The following is a 21,276-nucleotide window of genomic DNA, read 5'->3' on the forward strand; positions in this document are numbered from 1 at the left end:
GAGGGATCACATGACGGCGGAGGTCAGCCGACAGACGTTGTCGAGGTAGCGCCGGTACCAGGGCCGGCTGCTCCATTCCTCCAGGGACAGCGGGTGCGCGACCGCGCGGTACTGCGCGTCGTTGGCCTGCAGACGTGCCACCAGGTCCCCCCCGAAGGCGAGCAGCATGATCTCGTAGTCGAGGGTGAAGGACCGGAAGTCCATGTTCGAGGAGCCGATGGCGGCCACGCTGTCGTCGATCGTCAGGTACTTCGCGTGCAGGACCGTCGGCGCAGGATAGAGGTAGATGTGCACCCCCGCCTCCATCAAGGCGCGGTAGTACGACCGCTGGGCGTGCCCCACGAGGAACTGGTCGGCCTCCTCCCCCACGAACAGCTCCACCCGCACGCCCCGGTAGGCCGCCGTGGTGATCGCAGCCAGCAGCGACTCGTCGGGCACGAAGTACGGGCTGGTGATCGCCACCTTCTCCACGGCCAGGTGCACCAGGGACGTGAAGAGCCGGAGGTTCGGCTCGGAGGGGAACCCGGGCCCCGACGGGATGAGCTGCATGGCGTTGACCGGGCCGCCGGGAACGAGCTCGGGCTTCTCGACGAAGTGCTGCCGGGGGTCGAGCCGCTCGCCGGTCTCGGTGAACCAGTCGGTGGCGAAGACCGCCTCGACCGAGAGCACGATGTTGCCGCTGACCCGGACCGTGAGGTCCTTCCAGCGCCGCCCCGCCCGGGCGTTCCTCGCGCTGCCGTAGGCCGGGTCGATCACGTTGTGGGAGCCGACGAAGGCGGTCTCGCCGTCGACGATCAGCAGCTTGCGGTGGTTGCGCAGATCGGGGCGCCGCCACCGGCCGCGCAACAGGTCGATCGGCATCATGAGGTGCCAGTCGATGCCCGCCTCCGTCAGACGGCGGCGGAACGTCCTCCAGCCCGGGTACTTGCGCGAGCCGAGGTGGTCCATGAGCAGGCGCACCTTCACGCCCCGCCCGGCCGCCTCCGACAGCGCCGTGAAGAACGGGTCGGTGGTGTCGTCCCACGCCATGATGTAGAACTCCACGTGCACGTAGTTGCGGGCGGCGGCGACGGCGTGCGTCATCGCGGCGTACGCCTCGTGCGTGTCACCGAACAGCCCTTCGTCGGTCCCGGTGACGCACGGCAGCGCGGTGAGCCGGCGGGCCATGCGCAGCACGGACTCCAGCACCGGCGAGGGCTCGACGCCCCGGGGGATCGAGGGGAGATGCCCGGCGTGCTCGGCCAGCCGCCGATTGGCCTCCGCTTGGATGGCGTGCCTGCGCCCGCGCACGTAGGGGCTTCCGATCAGCCAGTACAACGGGAACCCGACGACCGGGACGAAGAGGATCAGCAGCAACCACGCCGAGGACGACGACGGGCGGCGGTTCTCCGGCACCGTTCCGACGGCGATCAGCTTCAGACCGTACTCGACGGTGACCAGCACGGTCGTCACGACGTGTATCCACCCCATGGCCACGGAGCTTACCCAGGCCCGGGCGGCGCACCGGCAGAAGTCGCCCCGATCCGGGCACGTGCGGCCTCGGTACGAGCGCGGCAGGCCCGTCCGGTGCAGCGGCTCGGCGACGGCCCGTGTGCTCCGCGTCGCCGGAGCCCACGGGGGTTCTCCTGGCGCCACGCCTCCCGGGCGGAACCTCGGCGGACCGGAGGAGACCAGCCGGCGGCCGGGTCCACGCGGGCGGGGAAGGTCGTCACGAAGGTGCCGGTGTCGGCCAGCATCTTCTCCGCGGCCGCCCCGACCCGGTCGGTCGTCTGCTGCTGGTCGTTGTACGGGGAGGGCCCGTGCTGAGCCGCCAGCCCCGCTGCACCCCCCCGGCCATCTCCGCCAGGATCCGCCGTTCCCGGGGGTCGAGATCCCGGGGGCAGGGTCGGTCAGGCACAGCGTGCCCATCCGCTCCCCGCCCGGGGCCCGCCCGGGGCCCGCAGGGGGTGCCCGGCGGAGAAGCGGATGCGCGGGGTGCCCACCACGAACCGAGTGGCCTCGAACCGCGCATCGACGGTGGCGTCCGGACCACCTCCGCCTCGGTCCACTGCCGGTGGGCGTCCACGAGGTTCACCGAAGCGGCCCTCACCCCGAAGACCTCCTGCGCCAGGCGCACCACCCGGTCGTAGCGCTCCTCCCGGGGTGTCCAGCACGTCCAGCGCGGGCAGGGCCTCCACCCTCGGGACATCCATGACGTCCGTGCAGAGCACTGCATCCGCCACGTGGCCCTACCGTGCCCGACGCTGTCCACCGGCCCGCCGGCAGCGCCCGCGCACGAGCCGCGACCGCGACCGCGACGCCTGGGAGTGGAGCGCGGGCCTGCCCAGTCCCTCCTGCCGTGCCGACAGACTCCCTTCCCTCTGCGCCACGCGTTCCTGGACGACCAGGCCTTCTCCAGGAGGACGCAGCACGCCACGGCCCCCGGCCACGACGCCCCGCCCACCGGACCCGAGGACGGTCCGGCCGAGGAGTTCCGCGCAGCGGTCCAGGCCCCCTGCCGACCGGAACGGCTCCGGCCCCGGCGCCCGAGGCGCCGCGGGGCCGGGGCCGCTCGCCCCGACACCCGGCGGGAGCGGGGCGAGCGGAGGATTCACCGGCCGGCCCTCACCCGGCGCGCACGGTCCAGGGCGGCGCGCAGGTCGAGCTTGTCGGTGTAGGCGGTGGAGCCGTGGCGGAACAGGTGCACGGCCACCCGCAGCACCACCGCCCCGAGCACGAACAGCTCGGCGATCACGACCCCGGCCGCCCAGGGCTCGAGGGTGCCCAGGGCGTTGCGCAGCATCGCGGTCACCGGAGCGGTGAGGGGGAAGTAGGTGAACACCTGCACGATCAGCGCCTGAGGGTCGCTGATGATGAGGCTGACGATGTAGAAGGGGACGAACATCGCGAAGATCAGCGGCCCGAAGACCACCCCGGCGTCCTTGGCGGTGGGCATGATCGCCCCGATCGCCACCAGCACGCCGGTGACCAGCACGAACCCACCCACCAGCAGCAGGACCGCCACCACCATGGTGGGCGCGTCCACCTGCACCTGGGACAGGTCCACCTCCGGGATCGCCAGCCTGTCGCGGAAGAACAGGTAGCCCGCCACCACGGGAGCGAGGAACACCAGCACCTGCACCAGCCCCACCCCGAACAGGGCCACGATCTTGCCCAGGATCAAGGTGGTGGGGTCGACGGTGGTGAGGACCATCTCGGTGACCCGGTTCTCCTTCTCCTCCAGGGTGGAGGACAGCATCTGGTTGGACAGCAGCATGATCACCAGGATGAACACCACCAGCAGCAGCAGCGGGGCGACGGCGTCGTTGAACCCGCCGGTGGCCTCCCCCGCCCGGTAGATCGTGGCCTCCACCCTCAGGTCTCCGGCTGCGGCCGCGGCCAGGGCGGGATCCCCGATCTCCTGCTGGGCCGCGGTGGTCAGCAGGGACTGGGCGACGGCGTCGTAGGCCCCGTTGTCGAAGAGCCCGCGGTCGGCCCCGGTCACCTCGATGGGCGCGGCGGCCGGGTCGCCGGGGTAGGCGAAGTAGGCGTCCAGCTCCCCGGCCTTGACCTGCTCGAGCGCCGCATCCGGGTCGGTGGCGGGCGTCCCCCCGAAGGCGCCGGCCAGCTCCGCGGGGATGAGCCCGGAGGCGTCCGTGTAGGCGAAGGAGACCTGCGCGTCCTTCTGCGCCTCCTCGGAATCGCTGATGGAGGTGTTGGCGGTGAACGACAGGGCGAAGATGATCGCGATGACCACCGGGATGGCCAGGGTCGCGATCCAGAACCCGCGCTTGCGCACGGTGCGCGTGAGCTCGAAGCCGACCACGGTGGAGAGGTTGTGGCGTCCCATCAGGCCCCCACCCCCGCCGTCTCGGTGCCGCTGGTCCGTGCTGCGAGGGTGTCGGTGCCGTAGACCCGCAGGAAGACCTCCTCCAACGACGTCCGCTGGCTGCCGAACCCGGACACCGCGACTCCGCCGCCCACGAGTTCGGCCAGCACCGTCGTCCCGTCCGCACCCGGGGCAGGGGCGAGCCGGGAGATCCGGTCCTGACCTGCCGCTTCGGTGCTGACCACCGTGTAGCGGGGCGAGGCCGGGACAGCGCCGGTGTGGATGAGGCGGTAGACGGTGGACCCGAACTGTTCCTGCACCTGCCCCACGGTGCCGTAGGCGTGGGAGGTGCCGTCCTTGAGCAGGATCACCCGGTCGCACAAACGCTCCACCTCCTCGAGATGGTGGGTGACCATCACGACCGTGGCGCCGGCTTGTCGCTGCTCGTCGATGATGTCCATCAGCAGCCGGCGGTTGACCGGGTCGAAGCCCTTCGTCGGCTCGTCCAGGATCAGCAGCTGCGGGGTGTTCATGATCGTCACCCCCAGCTGCACCTTCTGCTGCTGGCCCCCCGACAACTTGTCCAGGCGGGTGGTGGCTTTGTCGGCCAGCCCGACCCGCTCCAGGTACTCCAGCGACCAGGATCGGGCCCTGGTCTTGTCGAGGCCCTTGAGCCGGCCGAAGTACACCATCGTCTCGAGCACCGGCTCCTTCTTGTACAGCCCCCGCTCCTCCGGCAGATACCCCAGCTTCGCCCCGTCGGCGGGCTCGAAGACCTTGCCGTCGATGTGCAGGACCCCGGCGGTGGGCTGGTAGATCCCCAGCAGGGCCCGCAGGGTGGTGGTCTTCCCGGACCCGTTGGAACCGAGGAACCCGAAGGTCTCCCCGGCGTGCACGTCGAAGGACAGGTCATCGATCACGGTGGTGTTCCCGAAGGCCATCCGGAAGTCCTGGATGTGGACCAGCGGCTCGCTCATGTCGTTCTCTTTCGCATACCCACCACCCTACGGAGGCACGCTGCGCCGCCGGCGCAGGAACGCTTCTCCGGTGCCTCGGACGGGTTGCTGGCACAGGACAGGGATCTGCGCGGCGCCTCCGAGGCCTCACGGGCGCCGTCCCGCACAGCGGCACGGCGGCAGATGTCCCTGCACGCCGGGACGCCCCTCCTTCCATCGACGGCCGCGGACCGGACGCCCACCACATGGCCGCCCGCAGAGGAACCCCGGCCGCGCCGGCGAGACCACGGAGCGCCCCTGTCCGATGTGGTCGCCGGCACTGTGCTGTCGCGGGGAGGGCCATGGGCAGCACATTCCCGCCGAAGATGCGCGCAGGCCCGGCATGGGCGGGGAGGGTTCGGGACGGATCCTAGAATCATGGCCATGCCCCTGGATCTGGAACTCATCTCGCTCAGTGCCGCCCTGCTGCTGGCGGCTGCCGCGTGGCCGATGCTGGCCGAGACCGCCCGTCGCCGGCGGCTCACCACGACCCGCGGGCCGGGGCGGAGACGGGTCACGGCGCTGTCGGCCTTCGTCGGGCCTGCGGCGCTGACCACGGTGGGGATGATCCTTCTGGTGGCCGCCCGCTTCCTCTGAGATCCACCGGCCCGGCCCTCAGGATCCCGGCCCTGGGGATGCGGGGAGCCGTGGCCGCTCTCCACCGTCGGGGTCGTCGACGTCGCCGCTCCGGCCTGATTCCTCGCCGGGGGCCTGCGGACCGCGGCGGCCGTCCCGGGCCACCGCGCGGGTCCGCCGGCACCGCCGGCCGTTCCCTCGCACGGTCCGGTGACGACCGGACCGCCGGTGGCGCAGGCCCGCTGAGGGGTGGCGCTCCGTGCACCGTCGGATTCAGCGATGGCCTTCGCCCGGGTGCTCGGCGCGGGCACCTCCCGGATGCGGATGCTCGGGGACGCCCTCCGCGTCGAGTCGGACGCTCAGCCGGGAGCGCCCGAGGCGCCAGGGCGGGGAGGGAACTGCCGCCGGTAGGTCTGGATCACCTGGGAGTCGTCCTTGCGTTCCCAGCCGGCTTCTTTCGCCGCGAGGTATTTCGCCTGGGCGGCGGTGACCAGGGGGGCGTCGAACCCGATCTCGTCGGCGATGTCCTTCACCAGCGTGGAGTCCTTCACGAAGATGCCGATGGTGCTCGTCACCTCGGCATCCAGGCCCTGCAGCATGCGCGGACCCCGGTCGGAGAGCATCCAGGAGCTGCCGGCACCGCCGGCGACGGCGGGCAGCACCTTCTGCGGGTCCAGGCCGAGCTCGCCCGCGAAGGCCAGCGCCTCGGCCGCGGCCACGATGTGGACGGAGCACAGCAGCTGGTTCACCGCCTTGTAGGACTGGCCCTGGCCGATCTCCGGGCCACAGTCGACGATCGTTCCCAGGGCTTCGAGGACCGGCCGTACGTGGTCGATCGTCGCCGGGTCGCCCGAGGCGAACAGGGTCAGCTCCCCGGTCACCGCCCGCGCGACGCCCCCGGTGACGGGCACGTCGAGCACGGCGACGGTGGGCGGCGCGGCGTCGGCCACCTCGCGCACCGCACGGGGACCTACGGTGCTCATCACCACCAGGACGCTCCCCTCGCGCATGCGCCGCAGGACCCCGGCCTCGCCCAGCGCCGCCGCCCGCAGCTGTTCCGGAGTGGCGACCATGCACACGACGACGTCGGCCGCGGCCGCGGACACCGGCGTCTGCTCGGCGGGCAGTCCCCGGTCGGCCGCCTTCGCCCGCTGAGCGGCGAACGGGTCCACACCGGTGACATCGAACCCGGCCGCCAGGAGCTGCTCGGCCATCGGCAGGCCGATGGCCCCGATGCCGATGAAGGTGGTCCGGAGCGGTGGCACTGACGACATGGGGGCTCTCCTGGCGGGGTGAGGGACGGGGCGGACTCAGATGATGACGTCGAGCAGCAGGCACACGGCCAGGCCGATGACGGCGAAGGTGGACTGGGCGAGGGTGTAGATCTTGAACGTTCCCCTGGTCGTGAATCCGAGCATCTGCTTGAAGATCCAGAAGGTGTTGTCGGTGACGTGGGCACCGAACGCGGCGCCGGTCCCCGCGGCCAGCAGGATGAGGACCGGCGGGGCGTCGATGGAGCCCATGATCGGGGCGAGCAGGGTGGCGGCGGTGATCGCGGCGACCGACGCCGATCCTTGCGCGATGCGCAGGACCGCGGCCACCGTCCAGGTGAGCAGCACCGGGATCGCGGCGTTCGCCTGGAACAGGGCGGCCATCATCGCGCCGATGCCCACCTCGGTGATCACCTGCCCCAGAGACCCGGCAACGCCGGTGAACAGCAGGATCGACCCGGAGGTCTGGGCGCCCCGGGTGAGCAGGTCGTCGATGCCGTTGCGGGTGACGGCGGGGATCGCCAGGGCAATGCCGATGAGCAGGCCGATGAGCAGGGCGACCACGGGGCTGCCGAGGAAGCCGAGGACGGGGACCTCCTGGCCCAGGATGCCGGTGACCGTGTCCAGGATGATCAGCAGGATCGGCACGATGACGGGGAGCATCGCCACGGCCAGCGGCATCTGCCGGGTCGGGGTGGTCACGACGACGGTGCCCGCCGAGCTGCCGGCGACCTCGGTGGTGCCCGCGGTGGTGACGCCCGTCCCGCGCTGGGCTTCGAGGCGGGCGCGCTCCTCCTCGATCGACTCCCCGAAGATGGAGTCGTCGAAGCCGTGCTCCCGGTCCTTCACCGGATCGAAGATCCTCCGCATCAGCAGGTCGTGCACGAAGATGCTGGAGACGATGAAGAAGATGCCCAGGGGGATGCCCCACAGCAGCATGGTGCCGATGTCCACCCCGAGCGGACCGGCGACCGCGATGGCGGCGACACCGGGGACCACGATCAGCAGGCCGACCTCGAGACCGATGGCCAGCGAGCCGGCCAGGGTCGCGATGCTCTTGCCGGTCCGCTTGGCGATGGCGCCGGCGATCGGCGCCAGGATGACCAGGGCGACGTCGAAGTAGATCGACGGGAAGATGATGCCCGAGGTGAGGCCGAGGACATAGGGCGACCGCTTGGGCCCGACGAGTGTCAGCAGGCCGTCGACCACGCGCTGCATCGTGCCGGTCGCCGAGAGCGTGGTGCCGATCATGACGCCGAACCCGATGATCAGGCCCACCTCCGCCATGAGGGCGCCGAAGCCGGTGTTGACGGCTGCCACGGAGCCCTCGAAGCCGAGCCCGGCAGCGACTCCCAGGTACAGCGCGCCGACGACCAGCGCGACGACGGGGTTGATCTTCGCCCAGACGATCATCAGGACGATGCCGATGACCGCGATGGCGAGATGGACCAGGACGATCGTGTCCATGACTTCTCCGATACGGGTGGCGCCGGACGCACCGGCAGGCGGACGGTGGTCGGGCAGGGCGGGCAGTTGCTTGCTCGGCGGAGGCGGCCAGGTTCCCCCAGGCGGCACCGTGCCGGTTCTGGGACTTCCTCGTCCGGGAGGACAGGTCCCGGGGAGCACCTGGCCTCGAACGCCGCTTCATGGACGGGAACGTGCGCGCCTTGGTGGCCCGGCGGGTGCCAGAATCCTGAAAAACCGCTGTTGACTGTTAACATCCAATAGCTCCAGTGTGAGTCTCCCCACAGCCACTGTCAACAGTCGCCAGTGAAGTAGCTCACGCGGTCTTCGCCTCGGCCCGGCGGCCACCCGGTGGCCGACGTGCCTCGACCCCCAGCATGGCCCCCCTCGACCACCACCTGCCTGCCGGCCGGTGGATGCGCGGGCGGCCCTGGCGAAGGACCGGACTCGGGCATGGGACAGGGATCGCCGGGAACCAGCGGCCGTGGGGCATCGCGCCGGCCGGAGGGCGCTCGTGGTGCAGGACCCACCGCCACGACACCGGCCAGGACGCCGTACAGGGGCTCGGGCCTCGCCCCCGCCGGCGCCGGCACCGCGAGGGCCCGACCGCGGAAGGCAGGCGCGAGCCGCCCGGGGTCGAACCCTGTGCCGTGGAGCCCAGCGGGGCGGGGAGGGACTTTCGCGTCCGGACCTTCATGCTGGCCTCGCCCGCCAGGTCGGCGAAGAATCCGGGTGAGCAGCGAGACGGGCGTGATGGGGCATGGTCGGCATGGAGGAACCGACCACCACCGGGAGCAGCCGCCCGACCACATCGACCGTCGCCCGAGGGCGAACCATCTCCTGCGGTCCGGTTCACGGCGACCTTCACGGACAGCGCACCCCGGATCCCGGGAGGACGGGAACAAGAGGGATCATGGACGCGAGGGGTACCGAATCGCCCACGACGTCGACCCCCGTGTGCGTGCCGGATCCGCCACAGGCGCTCGCGAGGAGCCTGTTGGAGGAGCGGAGGACCGGCAGAACCCCGAAGGGCGCCACGGACGGAGCCCTGAGGAGATCAGCGGCCCGCACTCGCAACGGAGCCGACGCCGCGGATCCGGGGGATCGACGCCGATCCACTGCACTGCGATCACCACAAGGAGGGGACATGACGGATCCGCTGACCGGGCGCGTTCTGGTCGTCGATGACGAGACGGACCTGGCCGACCTCGTCGAGGGGTACCTGCGCAAGGTCGGTCTGGAGGTGCTCGTGCGGCACGAGGGGAGCGAGGCCGTGGCCGCGGTGCGGGAGTTCGCCCCGCACGTGGTGGTGCTCGACCTGGGTCTGCCCGGGATCGACGGGATCGAGGTGTGCCGTCAGGTGCGGACCTTCTCGGACTGCTACGTGCTGATGCTCACCGCCCGTGATGACGAGGTGGACAAGATCGTGGGGCTGTCGGTGGGCGCGGACGACTACGTGACCAAACCGTTCAGCCCGCGCGAGCTCGTGGCCCGGGTCCAGGCGATGCTGCGCCGCTCCCGCGGCCGCGCCCGTCCCGACGAGCCCGCGGCCGGGTCCGATCCGGCGGTCCGGGCCCGGGTGATCGGGGAGCTGGTGGTGGACGAGGCCGCCCGACAGGTCCGTGTGGGCGGGAAGGCGGTGGAGCTGACGCGGATCGAGTTCGACCTGCTGGCCGCCCTGGCCGCCCACCCGCAGCTGGTGCTCTCCCGCCGGCAACTGGTGGAGATGGTCTGGGACGCGCACTGGTCCGGGGACGCCCACCTGGTGGATGTGCACATCGGGCGGATCCGCAAGAAGCTCGGCGACGAGGCCGCCAGCCCGCGGTTCATCCACACCATCCGCGGGATCGGCTACCGGATGGGGACCGGGCGATGACCACCACGGGCCGCCTCGTGTCCTGGGGCCCGCTGACAGTGCGGCTGATGCTGGCGCAGATCTCGGTCCTGCTGGCCGGTCTGGCGATCGTGCTGCTGACGGCCGTCCTGGCCGGACCGACGATGTTCTACGACGAGCTCATCGACGCCGGTCACGTGGAGGAGGCCACCGGGTTGGGGCTGGAGCACCTGGAGGATGCGCTGCGACCGGTCAGCCTCATCGCCTTGGGCGTCGGGGCGGTTCCGGCCCTCTGCATCGCCGGTCTGCTCAGCTTCTACCTCTACCGCACCATCGGCCGATCTCTGGCCTCCTTCACCGCAGCCGCTCGACAGGTGGCCGCCGGCCACTACGACGTGCGGATTCCCTCGGCCGGGCTGGGGCCGGAGTTCGATTCCTTGGCGGCCTCCTTCAACGACATGGCCGCCAAGCTCAACGCCGTGGACGCCACCCGCCGGCAGATGCTGGCGGATCTGGCCCACGAGATGCGCACCCCTCTGGCCAGCCTGAAGGGGCATCTGGAGGGCATCGAGGACGGAGTAGTGCCCCTGGACGAGCGGACCACCGGCATCCTGCACGCCCAGATCACCCGGCTGGAGCGGTTGGCCCGGGACATCCGGGCCCTGACGCGGGCCGAGGAGGGCCTCCTGCGCCTCCAGCCGACCACCGTCGACATGGCGCACCTGGCCCAGCAGGCGGTGGCGGCCGTCGAACCCCTCGCGGCCCAGAAGAACATCACCGTCGCGGCTGCCGGTGTGACGGCGGCCCCGGCCGTGCTGGACGGCGAACGGATGGGACAGGTCCTGGGCAATCTGATCGAGAACGCCCTGCGCCACACCCCTCCCCGCGGCCGCGTCACCGTGCACACCGATCTCGACCCGGTGTCGGTGACCGTCACGGTGACCGACACCGGTGACGGCATCGCTGCCGAGGCCCTGCCGCACGTCTTCCAGCGGTTCTACCGCGCCGAGGCCGGGCGGGAATCCGACCACGGCGGCTCCGGGCTGGGACTGGCCATCAGCAAAGCCCTCGTCGAGGCCCAGGGCGGAACCCTGGAAGCCACCAGTCCCGGACGTGGGCAAGGGGCCGCCTTCCGGGTCCGGCTGCCGCGGCACACCGCTACGAGCTGACCCACCGGTTCGCCGCCGAAGGACGACGAACACCGGCCGCGGTCCGTCTCCACGACCCCGGTGTCCAGTCGTGAGGCACTGCCTCTCAGCCCGTGCTCCGGTCATGGCCGGTGACGGCAGGGCCGGTCGGCACCAGCCGGCGGGCCCTCGTGCTGGCCCAGCCCACCGCCCGCTCGAGCGGGCCCTGTCCCAGGGTGCGTTGCCAGAGCACCGCGAACAGGACGTTGACCGCCAGGTTGAGGGTGAACCACAGGTAGGGCCAGTCGTAGTGGGCCTCGAAGGACAGCCCCACGAGGTGGGCGGTGTACAGGGTCAACGTCATCGCACCCATCGCCGACAGGAGCACGAGCAAGGTCCTGGCCCGTGGTGCAACCAGCAGGAAGAAGCCCAGCACCGCCAGCCCGACGCCCAGGCTGGCGGCGATCGCCAGCGGGGTGTTGGTGTGCGGGGTGTCGACCACCAGCCACCAAGCGGTGTCGGTGGGCAGCTCGTCCTCCGGCCCCCACAGGAGAGCCTCCTCCAGGTCCTCCTCGTTCCTCGAGGAGCTCTCCAGCAGCCGCGCGTAGCCTCCCAGGGCGTGGAGCAGGAGATACGAGGTGGTCTGGGCGAGGATCGCCACCCCGACCCCCACCACCAGCAGACGGATCTGGATCGCCTTCTCGCGCAGGCCCAACCGTCCCACCCCCATTCCGACCAGCAGGTACGTCAGGTAGCACAGGGCCGGGTACGAGCCGGTCAACAACAGCTGGGAGGCTGTCGCTTCCGGTTCCTGCGCCACATCGGCGAACGTGGGGTTGTCGGAGGTGTATGCAGGCAGGACGTCCCTCAGCCCTTGCATCAGCATCGGACCCACGATCCAGAAGACCGCCGCGCAGACGAACAGCGCCTTCGGCCCCAGGTGGAGGAAGGGGATGGCCAGCAGGAAGAACACCCCGTAGTAGACGAGGATGTTGTCCGCCGGCGCGTCCTCGGGCATCACCGTACCGATCCACAGGCCCACCACGGCGATCAGGAGCGCCCGCACGGCCACCGCCACCCGGTCGGCAGCCAGCTCCCGCCCTCGGTGCCGGTGCCGTCCTCCGGAGCTCAGCGCCAGTCCCACCCCGGCCAGCAGGGCGAACAGGGCCGCCGAGTCCCCGGAGAAGAGGATGTACGACCAGGTCGGTTCGCCGGTCGTCTCGTCCTCGGTGGGCAGGATGTGCACGGCCATCAGCCCGATCAGCGCCAGCCCGCGGGCCGCGTCAACACCCGCCAACCGCCTGGAGGACCTGGGGGCACCGCCCGCGGCGCCCGCCAGGTCGGATCCTTCCGTTCTGGACGTCCGACTCATGACTCCCCCAGGTGTGCCAGGCCGACCCCGGCACCCCCAGGGTCCCGGCCACGAGCCGTGTCTGCGGCCCCGGAACCCCGGGACCGTCCTGCGCTCAGGGTCTGTGATGCACCTTGCGCTCCCGTTGAGCAATCCTCAAGATTCCGTGAAGTCCTGCGAGCCACACCGTGCACGCGAGGGGGTCGTCTGCCGCACCGGTCCAGCAGGCCACGGTCGTCGGGCGGATCCGCCGGTGGGGCCGAACGGGCTGCCGAGGTGTCGACGCAGACCTTCCCGGATCGGGCCGCACGACGCCGTGCGGGGCGTCACGACCGGTCACGGACGGTGAAGCATCCCCTTGCCGGGGGTCGCACGCACGAGAACGGGACGCGCCCCACCGTGCGTCCCTCGCCCCGTCCCTGCTCTTGAGGTCCACCTCGTCCTCGGTCCCAGGAGCACCGTGAGTTCCTCCCTCATCCTGTCCCAGCACCGCACCGCGCTGCGGGTCGCGGGCTGCGTCGTACCGGGGATGGTCGGGGTGACGATCACCATCGGGTGCCTGCTGGCGCTGTTCCTGGCCAACCTCGGCTTCTTCGGCGTACGCCCGGAAGTCCTCCTGGGCCACACGCTTTCGCTGCCGGCCGGAGCAGCCGCAGGGATCGGGGTCCCGGCCCTGGTGGCGGTCATCGTCCTGGACGGTCGGCGGCAACGGCTCGTCGTCGCGGTGGTGATGCTGGCCGTTCTGCTGCTGGGGTCCTCTCGGCGGTCATGGTGATGGGCAGATGACCTCCCCGTCACGGTCCGGCCGTCACGGCGGAACCACCCCGGCGCCACACCGCGCCCCGGGTCGCCGTCTGGGCTGTGCTGACGCCGCTGAGCACCTGCCGAAGCCTCGGGCTTCCTGCTGGGCGTCCGCCTCGAGCCCTCCGGTGAGCTCCGGGCGACCACTGTGTCCGGCCCGCGCAAGGTGGCGGGTGGAGGCGAGTTCCGGATGGGTCATGGGCCCGCCGCCGGGCAGGGGAACGCCGTGGAGACGGCCGCATCGGGGGTGGGTGGGGTGGGGTCAGGGGCGGGGGGTGGCGACGTCGCCGATCTTGTCGAGGACCCAGTCGTGGAAGGCCCCGATGTGGTGCTCGCTGGGCACCAGGACACCGCCCTTGGCGTAGACCTTCGAGCCCATGGCCGGCTGGCAGCGCTCGCAGGCGTCGAAGTCCTGCTGGTTGACCCGGTGGAACAGCTCCACCGAGGCCGAGACGTCCTTGCCCGACTCCACCACCGAGGGCAGGTAGAGCCAGTCGCACTCCACGATCGTGCGGTCCGCGGCCAGCGGGAACATCCGGTGGATGATCACGTGGTCCGGAACGAGATTGACGAACACCGTGGGCTTGATCGTGATCGCGTAGTAGCGCCGGTCGTGGTCCTCGTCCACGCCCGGGATCTTCTCCAGGCCCTCGGAACCGTCCACGGTGAAGCCCAGCACGTCCTCGCCGAACTCCGCGCCGTGGCCCACGAAGTACTGCGCGGCCAGCCCGTCGGCGAACTCCGGCAGCACCTCGGTGAGCTCGGGGTGGATGGTGGCGCAGTGGTAGCACTCCATGAAGTTCTCGATGATGAGCTTCCAGTTGGCCTTCACGTCATAGGTGATCCGCCGGCCCAGGGCGAGGTTGGCCACGTCATAGCCCTCGATCGCCTGGGTGTCGCCCAGCCGCTCCTGGATATCACCCATCACGTCCTCCTCGAAGGAGGGCGGCTCCTCGGCCAGGCACACCCACACATACCCCAGGTACTCCCGCACCGGGACCGTGACCAGCCCGTACTCCTGACGATCGATGTCGGGCATCTTCGTGAGGTTCGGGGCGGCGATGAGCTTGCCGTCGAAGTCATAGGTCCAGGCGTGGTAAGGGCACTGGAAGGACCGCCCGGCCTCCCCGGTCTCCTCCATGCACAGCTTCACCCCGCGGTGACGGCAGACGTTGTAGAACGCCCGGATCCCGTGCTTGCGGTTGCGGGTGATGATGATCGACTCCCGCCCCACCTGCACGGTGCGAAACGCCCCGGGCTTGTCCAGATCCGCCGCGCGCACCGCGCAGAACCACATCTGCTCGAAGATGCGCTCCTGCTCGGCGGCGAACACGGCCTCGTCGACATAGGTGCTTCCGGGCAGGGTGGCGATCAGGGACTCGGAGATGATGTTGGTCGACACAGAGGTCCTCCTTGTAGATCCAGGCACAACACAAAAAGAGAGAAACAGGGAAGAGATAAGGCAACAGGCCCGCAGGAAAGGACAGCAGGCGGGGAAGGGGGGGGCGGGCTCAGGCGGTGAGGCGCTGCACGGGCACGGCCGTGGCGGTCTTGGCCAGGGACTTGCGCCAGCGGGTGAACAGCCGCGGCTGGTTCCAGCCCAGCACCGCCACCGGCTCCTCCCCGGCGTAGTACACGGCCAGGAAGCTCTCCTGGCCCTCCCCGCCGTGCTCGTAGCTGATCCGGTCGGCCCCGGCGATGTCCCCGACGAACTGCAGCCGCGCCCCGTACTGGTGGGACCAGAAATAGGGCTGCTCCACGGGCAGGGACGCATCGGCGTGGCCCAGCAGCGCCCCCACCGCGATCGCCGGGCGCTCCAGGGCCCCGGTCCAGTGCTCGACCCGCCGGTGGGCGCCGGTGCGCGGATCCAGCCACGCCGCGCAGTCGCCCACGGCCACGACCCCGGCCACGCTGGTGCGCCCGACCGCATCACACACCACCCCGTTGCCCAGCTCCACCCCCGAGCCCTCCAACCACCCCACGTTGGGCACCGCGCCGATGCCCACGACCACCACATCGGCCGGCAGCACCCGCCCGTCGGCCAGACGCACCCCGGTGAGCACACCACCGTCGATGTCGTAGCCGGCGATGTCGACCCCGCACAACAGCTCCACCCCGGCCCGGTCGTGCAGCCCGGCCACCACCGAGCCCATCTGCGCCCCCAACGGCCCGCACAACGGGGTGGGCGACTTCTCCAGCACGGTCACCTGCAACCCCAGCGCGTGCGCGGTGGAGGCGACCTCCGCGCCGATGAACCCCGCCCCGATCACCACCAGACGCCCTCCGCGCGCCACCAGCGCCCGCAGCTTCCTGGCGTCCTCCAGGGTCCGCAGCGTCAGCACGTTCTCCAGCCCCGCCAGCTCCGGCAGCGCCCGCGCCGAAGCCCCCGTGGCCACCACCAGATAGTCCGCCCGCACGCTGCGCCCGTCGGCCAGACCCACCTCACGGCTCAGCGCGTCGAAGGACACCGCCGCGACCCCCAGCACCCACTCCGCCTCCAGCTGCTCCTCATCGCTCTCCAGGGCCAGATCCTCCACCTGGCACACCCCGCTGAGGAACTCCTTCGACAACGGCGGACGATCATAGGGACGATGCGGATCATCACCGATGATCACCACCCGACCGGTGAAACCCTGCCGCCGCGCGGCCCGAGCCGCCGACAACCCCGCCAGCGAAGCACCAACAATGACCAGCGACTCCATCAACAACCCCTTCCGGGCCTTCCGGGACGGGACGCGCTGCGTCCCCGACCGACCGTGACGTTTTGCGCAAGACGCAACACTCATCACAATGTGAGTTACAGCGTGGAGGCGTCCCGAGGGAGTGTCAAGGATCGGGCGGAACTTTTCACGCCCTGGTAATACAAGGGCGCCGGAGAGCGGCCCCGGCCTTGACAGGCCGCGCCCGGACCTCCACAATGTTGCGCACCACACGGCGCGTTGCTCACAGAGATGCCATTGTCGTTGCTCAGCCGCACCCGTGCGGCGGCGCGGCCCGGGCCGGACGAGGACACCGACCGACTGGAGGCGCCCGTGAAGGAGTTCGTGGAGTTCTTCGGCGGGCAGTCCCCCTACGACCGGCTCGACGCCGACGACCTGGCCCGCCTGGCGGCCACGGTCGACGTGGAGTTCTTCTCGGCCGGCGAGTGGGTCATCGCCGAGTACGAGCAGGCGCTGGACCGGCTGTTCGTCGTGCGCGCGGGCAGCGTGGAGGTCGTCGACCGCGGGCGGGTCGTCGACGTGCTGGGCGTCGGGGACACCTTCGGGCACATCTCCGTGCTCTCCGGCCTGCCGCCGGCCCTGGCCGTGCGGGCCGTCGAGGACACCCTGTGCTACTCGATGCCGGATCCCCGGCGCACCGTGCACGAGCCCGAGCGCCTCCAGTTCTCCCACTTCAACACCCTCGTCGCCCGCGAGCGCCTCATCGCCGCCGGGGGGCCCTCGAGCCGCCTGGAGCGGCCCGTGACCGAGTCGATGCGCCCGGTCCTGTGGTGCGGGCCGGAGGACACGGTCCGGGACGCGGCGCAGCGGCTGACCGAGGAGCGCCGCGACGCGGCCCTGGTGCGGTACGGGACGGGGTACGGCATCGTCACCGACCACGACTTCCGCGCGAAGGTCGCCACCGGCGCGGTGGGCCTGGACGCGCCCGTGAGCGAGATCGCCAGCCGCCCGGCGCTCAGCGTCACCAGCGACGCCACGGCGTGGGCGGCCTACCTCAGCATGGTGGACCACGGGGTGCACCACATGGTCGTGACCACCGCGGCGGGTGATCCGGCGGGGGTCACGGGCGTCATGGACCTGGTCGGGGCCGACGTGCACCACCCCCTGGTGGTGCGCAGCGCCATCGCCGCCGCGCGGACGCTCGACCAGCTCGCGGAGGCCTGCGAGCTGATGACCCCCACCATGGTCGAGCTGTGGGACGCCGACGTGTCCTCCGCCCAGCTCGGCGCCGTCCGGGCGGCCATGGTGGAGTCGGTGGTCCGCAAGGTCCTGGAGCTCGAGCCCGTCCACCCGTCGCTCGGGGGCACCCCGCACTCGTGGCTCGTCCTCGGCTCGGTGGCCCGGAGGGAGCCCCTGCCGGCCTCGGACGTCGACACGGCCCTGGTGTGGCAGGACCGCGACGGGGCCCCGGGTCCGGGTGCCCCCGCGGTCCGGGACGCGGCGACGGCCACGCTGGAGCACCTGGTCCGGTGCGGCCTCCGATTGTGCCCCCACGACGCCAACGCGTCCCACCCGGCCTTCGGCCGGCCCGTCGAGCACTGGATCGGGGCGGTGGACCGCTGGATCGGCCAGCCCTGGGAGAGCACCCACCTGGTGCTCGCCTCGGCGCTGCTCGACGCCCGGCCGCTGACCCGCCCGCGCCTGGGCCAGGTGGTCCAGGGGAAGCTGCTGGCCGGCTCGCGGCACGACGAGTTCGTCCAGGCCATGCTCCGCTTCGCCCTCACCGACCGCCCCCCGGCCGGGTTCGTCAAGGGCTACGTGGTCGAGCGGTGGGGCGAGCGCCGCGGACGCCTGGACGTCAAGCGTGCCGGGCTGCGCCCGGTGGTCTCCCTCGCCCGGGCGCTGGCCCTCCGGGCGGGCGACGTCTCCGGCACCACGCCCGAGCGCCTGAGCCGCGCGGCGCAGGAGGGCCTGCTCAGCACGGAGGAGGCGGACACCCTGGAGGGGGCGTTCACGCTGTTCCACGGGCTGCTCGTCGACGAGGAGATCGAAGCGCTGCGCAACGGCCGGCCGGCGGCCACCCACCTCAGCCCGGCGGCACTGGACCCGCTGCGGCGCCGTCACCTGCGCGAGGGCTTCCGCGCGGTCGAGCGGATCCAGGAGCGGATCCGCAGCGACCGCAGGCTGGGCCTCGCGTGAGCCCCCCGCAGCGGCCGGTCTCGAGGCTGCGCCGCCCGCCCCGCCGGACCACGGCCTTCGGCGGGTGGAAGGAGACCGAGTACTGCGCCCTGGACCTGGAGACCACCGGGCTGGACCCGGCCCGCGACCGCGTGGTCTCCTTCGGGGCCGTGCCCGTCGTGGGCGGCCGGGTCGTGACGTCGTCGTCCCTGTACAGTCTCGTCAACCCGATGACCGCGGTCGGCCGGGAGGCCGTCGTGGTCCACTCCCTGCGCGCGTGCGACCTGGACCGGGCGCCCCGCCTCGAGGAGTGCCTGGACCAGCTGCTGGAGATGCTCTCCGGCCGCGTGCTCGTGGCGCACTCCGCCTGGGTGGAGACGGGCTTCCTCCGGGAGGCGCTGCGCCGGCGGGGGCGCCGCTTCCCCCTGCCCGTGATCGACACGGCGGTCCTGGCGCAGCGCACCCTGTCCCTGCCCCGGGTGCGGGACGGCTACGACGTGTCCCTGGAGTACGCCACCGCGGCCGCGGGACTGCCCGCGCACACCCCGCACCACGCGCTGGGGGACGCGGTGACCACGGCGCAGCTGTTCATCGCCCTCGCCGCGCGGCGCTCCCAGCGGGAGTACTGCACGGCCTCGACGCTCCTGCGCCTGTCCCGCCGCGAGCCGCGCACGCCGGCCTGGCTGGATCCCACCGCTCCCTGAGGCCGTTCCCCGTCCCGGTGGCCCACGGGCCGGTGGTCGCGCGGCGCCTCGGCGCCCGCACGCGAACGGGCGGGGAAGGCCGGTCCTGCCGGCCTCCCCCGCCCGTGAGCCCGGTGCGCGTCCCGCGCACCGGGCTCACACCAGCGCGGGATCCTTGGTGTCGCCGATCGGGTCCTGGTCCTCGTGGCGCGCCCCGACGGCGGGCGCGGCCGGCGTGGCGGCGGCCGGTGCCTCCGCGGCGGCCGCGTGCTCGGCGAGGACGCCGGTGCGGTGGCGGATGCGCAGCCGGAACAGCAGCAGCCCGACCACGGCCACGGCGCCGATGAAGAGGACCCCGCCCCACTGCACGTACCAGGCGAAGGGCGCGACGGGGTTGTAGATCGCCTGGCGGGGCCAGATGAGGTTCACGGTCATGGCCGCGCCCCACACCACCGCCACGAGGTTCACCGGGACCCCCCAGCGGCCGAGGCTGAAGCCGGTCTCCACGCCGTCGCGCAGCGGCCACTGCCGGGCGAGGCGGTTGCGCAGCATCGGGGCGGTGACCAGCAGGTAGGACAGGTAGATGAGCACGATGCAGATGCTGGAGAGGATCGTGAAGATCGCCGGCTGGGTGATGTTCACGAGCAGCGGGATGAGCGTCAGGCCACCGGTGACGACGGCGGCGACGGTCGGGGTCTTGCGGACCGGGTGCACCCTGCTGAGCTGGCGGCTGAAGGGCAGGTTGTTGTCGCGCGCCATGGCGAACATCATGCGCATCGCCGCGGCCTGCACCGCCAGGGTGCACACCACGATGGCGACGACGATGCACACCAGGAACGCCTTGCCGAAGGGCCCGCCCAGCACCGAGAGCACGATGTACTGCAGGCCCCCGCTGGCCTCGCCGATCTTCGGGTCCTCGAGGTCCGGGGCGGCGAGGATGCCGAGGAACAGCAGCAGGCCCCCGAGGACGAAGGACGCGGTGACGGCGCGCAGGATGGCCTTGGGCGCGGTGCGCTTCGGGTCCCTGGTCTCCTCGCCCAGGGAGCTGGCGGTGTCGAAGCCGTACATCACGTAGCCGGAGGCCAGCGCGGCGACGAGGAAGGCCCCGAAGAAGCCCATGGGCTCTCCCTCCCCGATGCCGCGGGTCTCGAACAGCACACCGGGCCCGCGCACGACGTGCCAGCCGAGGGCGAGGATCAGCAGCACCGCGGCGGCGAGCTCGATGAACACGCCCGTGCTGTTGATCCGGGCCGCCAGCTTGACCCCGAAGGCGTTGACGAGGGTGGTGAACGCGATGAGGAGGCTCGCGAGGATGACCCCGTTGACGGCGTAGTCGTAGGTGCCGGTGCCGTCGCCGACGATCTGGAAGCCGCTCCAGATCTGCGGCAGCGTCAGCTGCAGCGCCAGGGCGACCACACCGATGGTGATGATCGAGGAGACGAGCAGCAGCCAGCCGGCCATCCACGCGGTGGTCGGGGAGGCCAGGCGCTTGGACCAGTTGTAGACGGAGCCAGCGACCGGGTAGCGGCCGGCGAGCTCGGCGAAGCACAGCGCCACCATGAGCTGGCCCACGAAGACCATGGGCCAGGACCAGGCGTAGGCGGGGCCGGCCGTGCCGAAGCCGAAGTAGAAGAGCTGGAACACGCCGGTGAGGATGGAGATGTAGCTGACGCCGGCGGCGAAGCTCTCGAACCGCCCGATGCTACGGTCCAGGGACTGGGCGTAGCCGAACTCCTCCATGCCGCTCGAAGCGATGGCGTGGGATTTCTCTGACATGGGCATCCTCTGGATCTCGAGACGGTCCGGAGGACCGAGGTCGGGTGTGGCGGACGAGACGAGCGCAGGCGACGGTCCGCACCGGGGCCCCCGAGGTCCCCCGCTGCGCCGGGATTGTGCAGCCTGCGCAACACTCATCGCAAGGTGAGCTAAAGCTTGGGGGTGCGCCGGGGGGCTGTCAAGGTCCGGCCGCCACTTCGCACACAGCGGACAGCCCGGTGACATGTTGGGCACGACACCGCCCGACCCCTTGACACCTCTTCCGGCCAGCTCCCAGGATGTTGCACATCGCAACGCTTGTTGCGCAGGGCGGAATTCCGTCCTTCTGGTTCACCCCCGGCCGGCTCCGGGGCTCATGGAAGGATCCGGTGCGATGCACAAGGCCTGTTTCCTCAAGGACCTCGCCCCCGGCGACGCCCTCCGGCTCGACACCACTCCCCCGATCGCGGTGTTCCACACCGAGGAGGGCGAACTGTTCGCCATCGACGACACCTGCACCCACCAGGACGCCTCCCTGGCCGACGGCTGGGTCGAGGGCTGCGAGGTGGAGTGCCCGCTGCACGCCTCGAAGTTCGACCTGCGCACGGGCGCGGTCGACTCACCCCCGGCCAAGCTGCCGGTGCGGGTCCACCGCGTCGAGGTCGTCGACGGCGAGGTGCTGATCGAGGAGTCCGCCGAGGCCCCCAACCTTCCTCCCGGCCTCACGGCCGGCGGGCACCAGTCCCAGACCAGCTGAACGCCGTCCCGCCCCC

The 21,276-nt window shown here is 71.5% G+C and carries 16 protein-coding genes; 7 read left to right on the forward strand and 9 right to left on the reverse strand.

Annotated features, from left to right (window positions below; all coding sequences use genetic code 11):
* Positions 1-6: 6 nt before the first annotated feature.
* The 3 genes from cls to M3185_RS08950 form a co-directional block, all read right to left on the reverse strand.
* Entirely contained in the window at positions 7-1,470 is a 1,464-nt protein-coding gene (gene cls, locus M3185_RS08940; protein WP_251333322.1) for a cardiolipin synthase, read from the reverse strand.
* A 1,120-nt stretch (positions 1,471-2,590) separates the two neighbouring features.
* Positions 2,591-3,829, reverse strand: a complete 1,239-nt coding sequence (locus M3185_RS08945) for an ABC transporter permease (protein ID WP_251333323.1) — start codon at positions 3,827-3,829, stop codon at positions 2,591-2,593.
* Positions 3,829-4,785: an ABC transporter ATP-binding protein gene (locus tag M3185_RS08950; RefSeq protein ID WP_251333324.1), complete on the reverse strand. Its 957-nt coding sequence runs from the start codon at positions 4,783-4,785 to the stop codon at positions 3,829-3,831. The genes M3185_RS08945 and M3185_RS08950 overlap by 1 nt, the downstream gene beginning before the upstream one ends.
* A 402-nt stretch (positions 4,786-5,187) precedes the next feature.
* Here M3185_RS08950 and M3185_RS08955 point away from each other — a divergent pair, with 402 nt between their 5' ends.
* On the forward strand, positions 5,188-5,400 hold the full coding sequence (locus M3185_RS08955; protein WP_251333325.1) for a hypothetical protein: 213 nt from the start codon (positions 5,188-5,190) through the stop codon (positions 5,398-5,400).
* A 338-nt stretch (positions 5,401-5,738) separates the two neighbouring features.
* Here the strand turns inward: M3185_RS08955 and M3185_RS08960 are convergent, their stop codons facing one another.
* Positions 5,739-6,653, reverse strand: coding sequence for an NAD(P)-dependent oxidoreductase (locus tag M3185_RS08960; protein ID WP_251333326.1), 915 nt, complete (start codon positions 6,651-6,653; stop codon positions 5,739-5,741).
* Between the two features lie 36 nt (positions 6,654-6,689).
* A complete protein-coding gene (locus tag M3185_RS08965) occupies positions 6,690-8,117 on the reverse strand; it encodes a GntP family permease (RefSeq protein WP_251333327.1) in 1,428 nt (475 codons plus the stop codon).
* 1,144 nt (positions 8,118-9,261) lie between these two features.
* Here M3185_RS08965 and M3185_RS08970 point away from each other — a divergent pair.
* Positions 9,262-9,990, forward strand: a complete 729-nt coding sequence (locus M3185_RS08970; RefSeq protein ID WP_251333328.1) for a response regulator transcription factor — start codon at positions 9,262-9,264, stop codon at positions 9,988-9,990.
* Positions 9,987-11,117 (forward strand): sensor histidine kinase, encoded by a 1,131-nt coding sequence (locus M3185_RS08975; protein ID WP_251333329.1) that lies wholly within the window; start codon positions 9,987-9,989, stop codon positions 11,115-11,117. Before M3185_RS08970 ends, M3185_RS08975 begins: the two co-directional genes overlap by 4 nt.
* Before the next feature lie 85 nt (positions 11,118-11,202).
* Here M3185_RS08975 and M3185_RS08980 read toward each other — a convergent pair whose 3' ends face one another.
* Positions 11,203-12,372 (reverse strand): heparan-alpha-glucosaminide N-acetyltransferase domain-containing protein, encoded by a 1,170-nt coding sequence (locus M3185_RS08980; protein ID WP_251333330.1) that lies wholly within the window; start codon positions 12,370-12,372, stop codon positions 11,203-11,205.
* Positions 12,373-12,886: 514 nt separating this feature from the next.
* On the opposite strand from M3185_RS08980, the gene M3185_RS08985 reads away from it, so the two are divergent.
* Entirely contained in the window at positions 12,887-13,201 is a 315-nt protein-coding gene (locus M3185_RS08985; RefSeq protein ID WP_251333331.1) for a hypothetical protein, read from the forward strand.
* 288 nt (positions 13,202-13,489) lie between these two features.
* Here M3185_RS08985 and M3185_RS08990 read toward each other — a convergent pair whose 3' ends face one another.
* Together M3185_RS08990 and M3185_RS08995 are read right to left on the reverse strand one after the other, a co-directional pair.
* Complete coding sequence (locus tag M3185_RS08990) at positions 13,490-14,629, reverse strand: aromatic ring-hydroxylating oxygenase subunit alpha (protein ID WP_251333332.1); 1,140 nt, start codon at positions 14,627-14,629, stop codon at positions 13,490-13,492.
* Between the two features lie 109 nt (positions 14,630-14,738).
* Entirely contained in the window at positions 14,739-15,929 is a 1,191-nt protein-coding gene (locus M3185_RS08995) for an NAD(P)/FAD-dependent oxidoreductase (protein ID WP_251333333.1), read from the reverse strand.
* 255 nt (positions 15,930-16,184) lie between these two features.
* On the opposite strand from M3185_RS08995, the gene M3185_RS09000 reads away from it, so the two are divergent.
* Positions 16,185-18,086, forward strand: a complete 1,902-nt coding sequence (locus M3185_RS09000) for a putative nucleotidyltransferase substrate binding domain-containing protein (RefSeq protein ID WP_251333334.1) — start codon at positions 16,185-16,187, stop codon at positions 18,084-18,086.
* A complete protein-coding gene (locus M3185_RS09005; RefSeq protein WP_251333335.1) occupies positions 18,083-18,769 on the forward strand; it encodes a 3'-5' exonuclease in 687 nt (228 codons plus the stop codon). Before M3185_RS09000 ends, M3185_RS09005 begins: the two co-directional genes overlap by 4 nt.
* A 135-nt stretch (positions 18,770-18,904) precedes the next feature.
* Here M3185_RS09005 and M3185_RS09010 read toward each other — a convergent pair whose 3' ends face one another.
* A complete protein-coding gene (locus M3185_RS09010; protein WP_251333336.1) occupies positions 18,905-20,524 on the reverse strand; it encodes an APC family permease in 1,620 nt (539 codons plus the stop codon).
* 373 nt (positions 20,525-20,897) lie between these two features.
* On the opposite strand from M3185_RS09010, the gene M3185_RS09015 reads away from it, so the two are divergent.
* Positions 20,898-21,260, forward strand: a complete 363-nt coding sequence (locus tag M3185_RS09015; protein ID WP_251333337.1) for a bifunctional 3-phenylpropionate/cinnamic acid dioxygenase ferredoxin subunit — start codon at positions 20,898-20,900, stop codon at positions 21,258-21,260.
* Positions 21,261-21,276: the final 16 nt, after the last annotated feature.

Origin of the sequence: Kocuria rosea, assembly GCF_023715525.1 — a bacterium.
GTDB lineage: Bacteria > Actinomycetota > Actinomycetes > Actinomycetales > Micrococcaceae > Kocuria > Kocuria rosea_A.

Coding starts and splice junctions, on each gene's coding strand:
- cls (WP_251333322.1), bottom strand. CDS start 1,470: ATGGGGTGGATACACGTCGTGACGACCGTGCTGGTCACCGTCGAGTAC.
- M3185_RS08945 (WP_251333323.1), bottom strand. CDS start 3,829: ATGGGACGCCACAACCTCTCCACCGTGGTCGGCTTCGAGCTCACGCGC.
- M3185_RS08950 (WP_251333324.1), bottom strand. CDS start 4,785: ATGAGCGAGCCGCTGGTCCACATCCAGGACTTCCGGATGGCCTTCGGG.
- M3185_RS08955 (WP_251333325.1), top strand. CDS start 5,188: ATGCCCCTGGATCTGGAACTCATCTCGCTCAGTGCCGCCCTGCTGCTG.
- M3185_RS08960 (WP_251333326.1), bottom strand. CDS start 6,653: ATGTCGTCAGTGCCACCGCTCCGGACCACCTTCATCGGCATCGGGGCC.
- M3185_RS08965 (WP_251333327.1), bottom strand. CDS start 8,117: ATGGACACGATCGTCCTGGTCCATCTCGCCATCGCGGTCATCGGCATC.
- M3185_RS08970 (WP_251333328.1), top strand. CDS start 9,262: ATGACGGATCCGCTGACCGGGCGCGTTCTGGTCGTCGATGACGAGACG.
- M3185_RS08975 (WP_251333329.1), top strand. CDS start 9,987: ATGACCACCACGGGCCGCCTCGTGTCCTGGGGCCCGCTGACAGTGCGG.
- M3185_RS08995 (WP_251333333.1), bottom strand. CDS start 15,929: ATGGAGTCGCTGGTCATTGTTGGTGCTTCGCTGGCGGGGTTGTCGGCG.
- M3185_RS09010 (WP_251333336.1), bottom strand. CDS start 20,524: ATGTCAGAGAAATCCCACGCCATCGCTTCGAGCGGCATGGAGGAGTTC.
- M3185_RS09015 (WP_251333337.1), top strand. CDS start 20,898: ATGCACAAGGCCTGTTTCCTCAAGGACCTCGCCCCCGGCGACGCCCTC.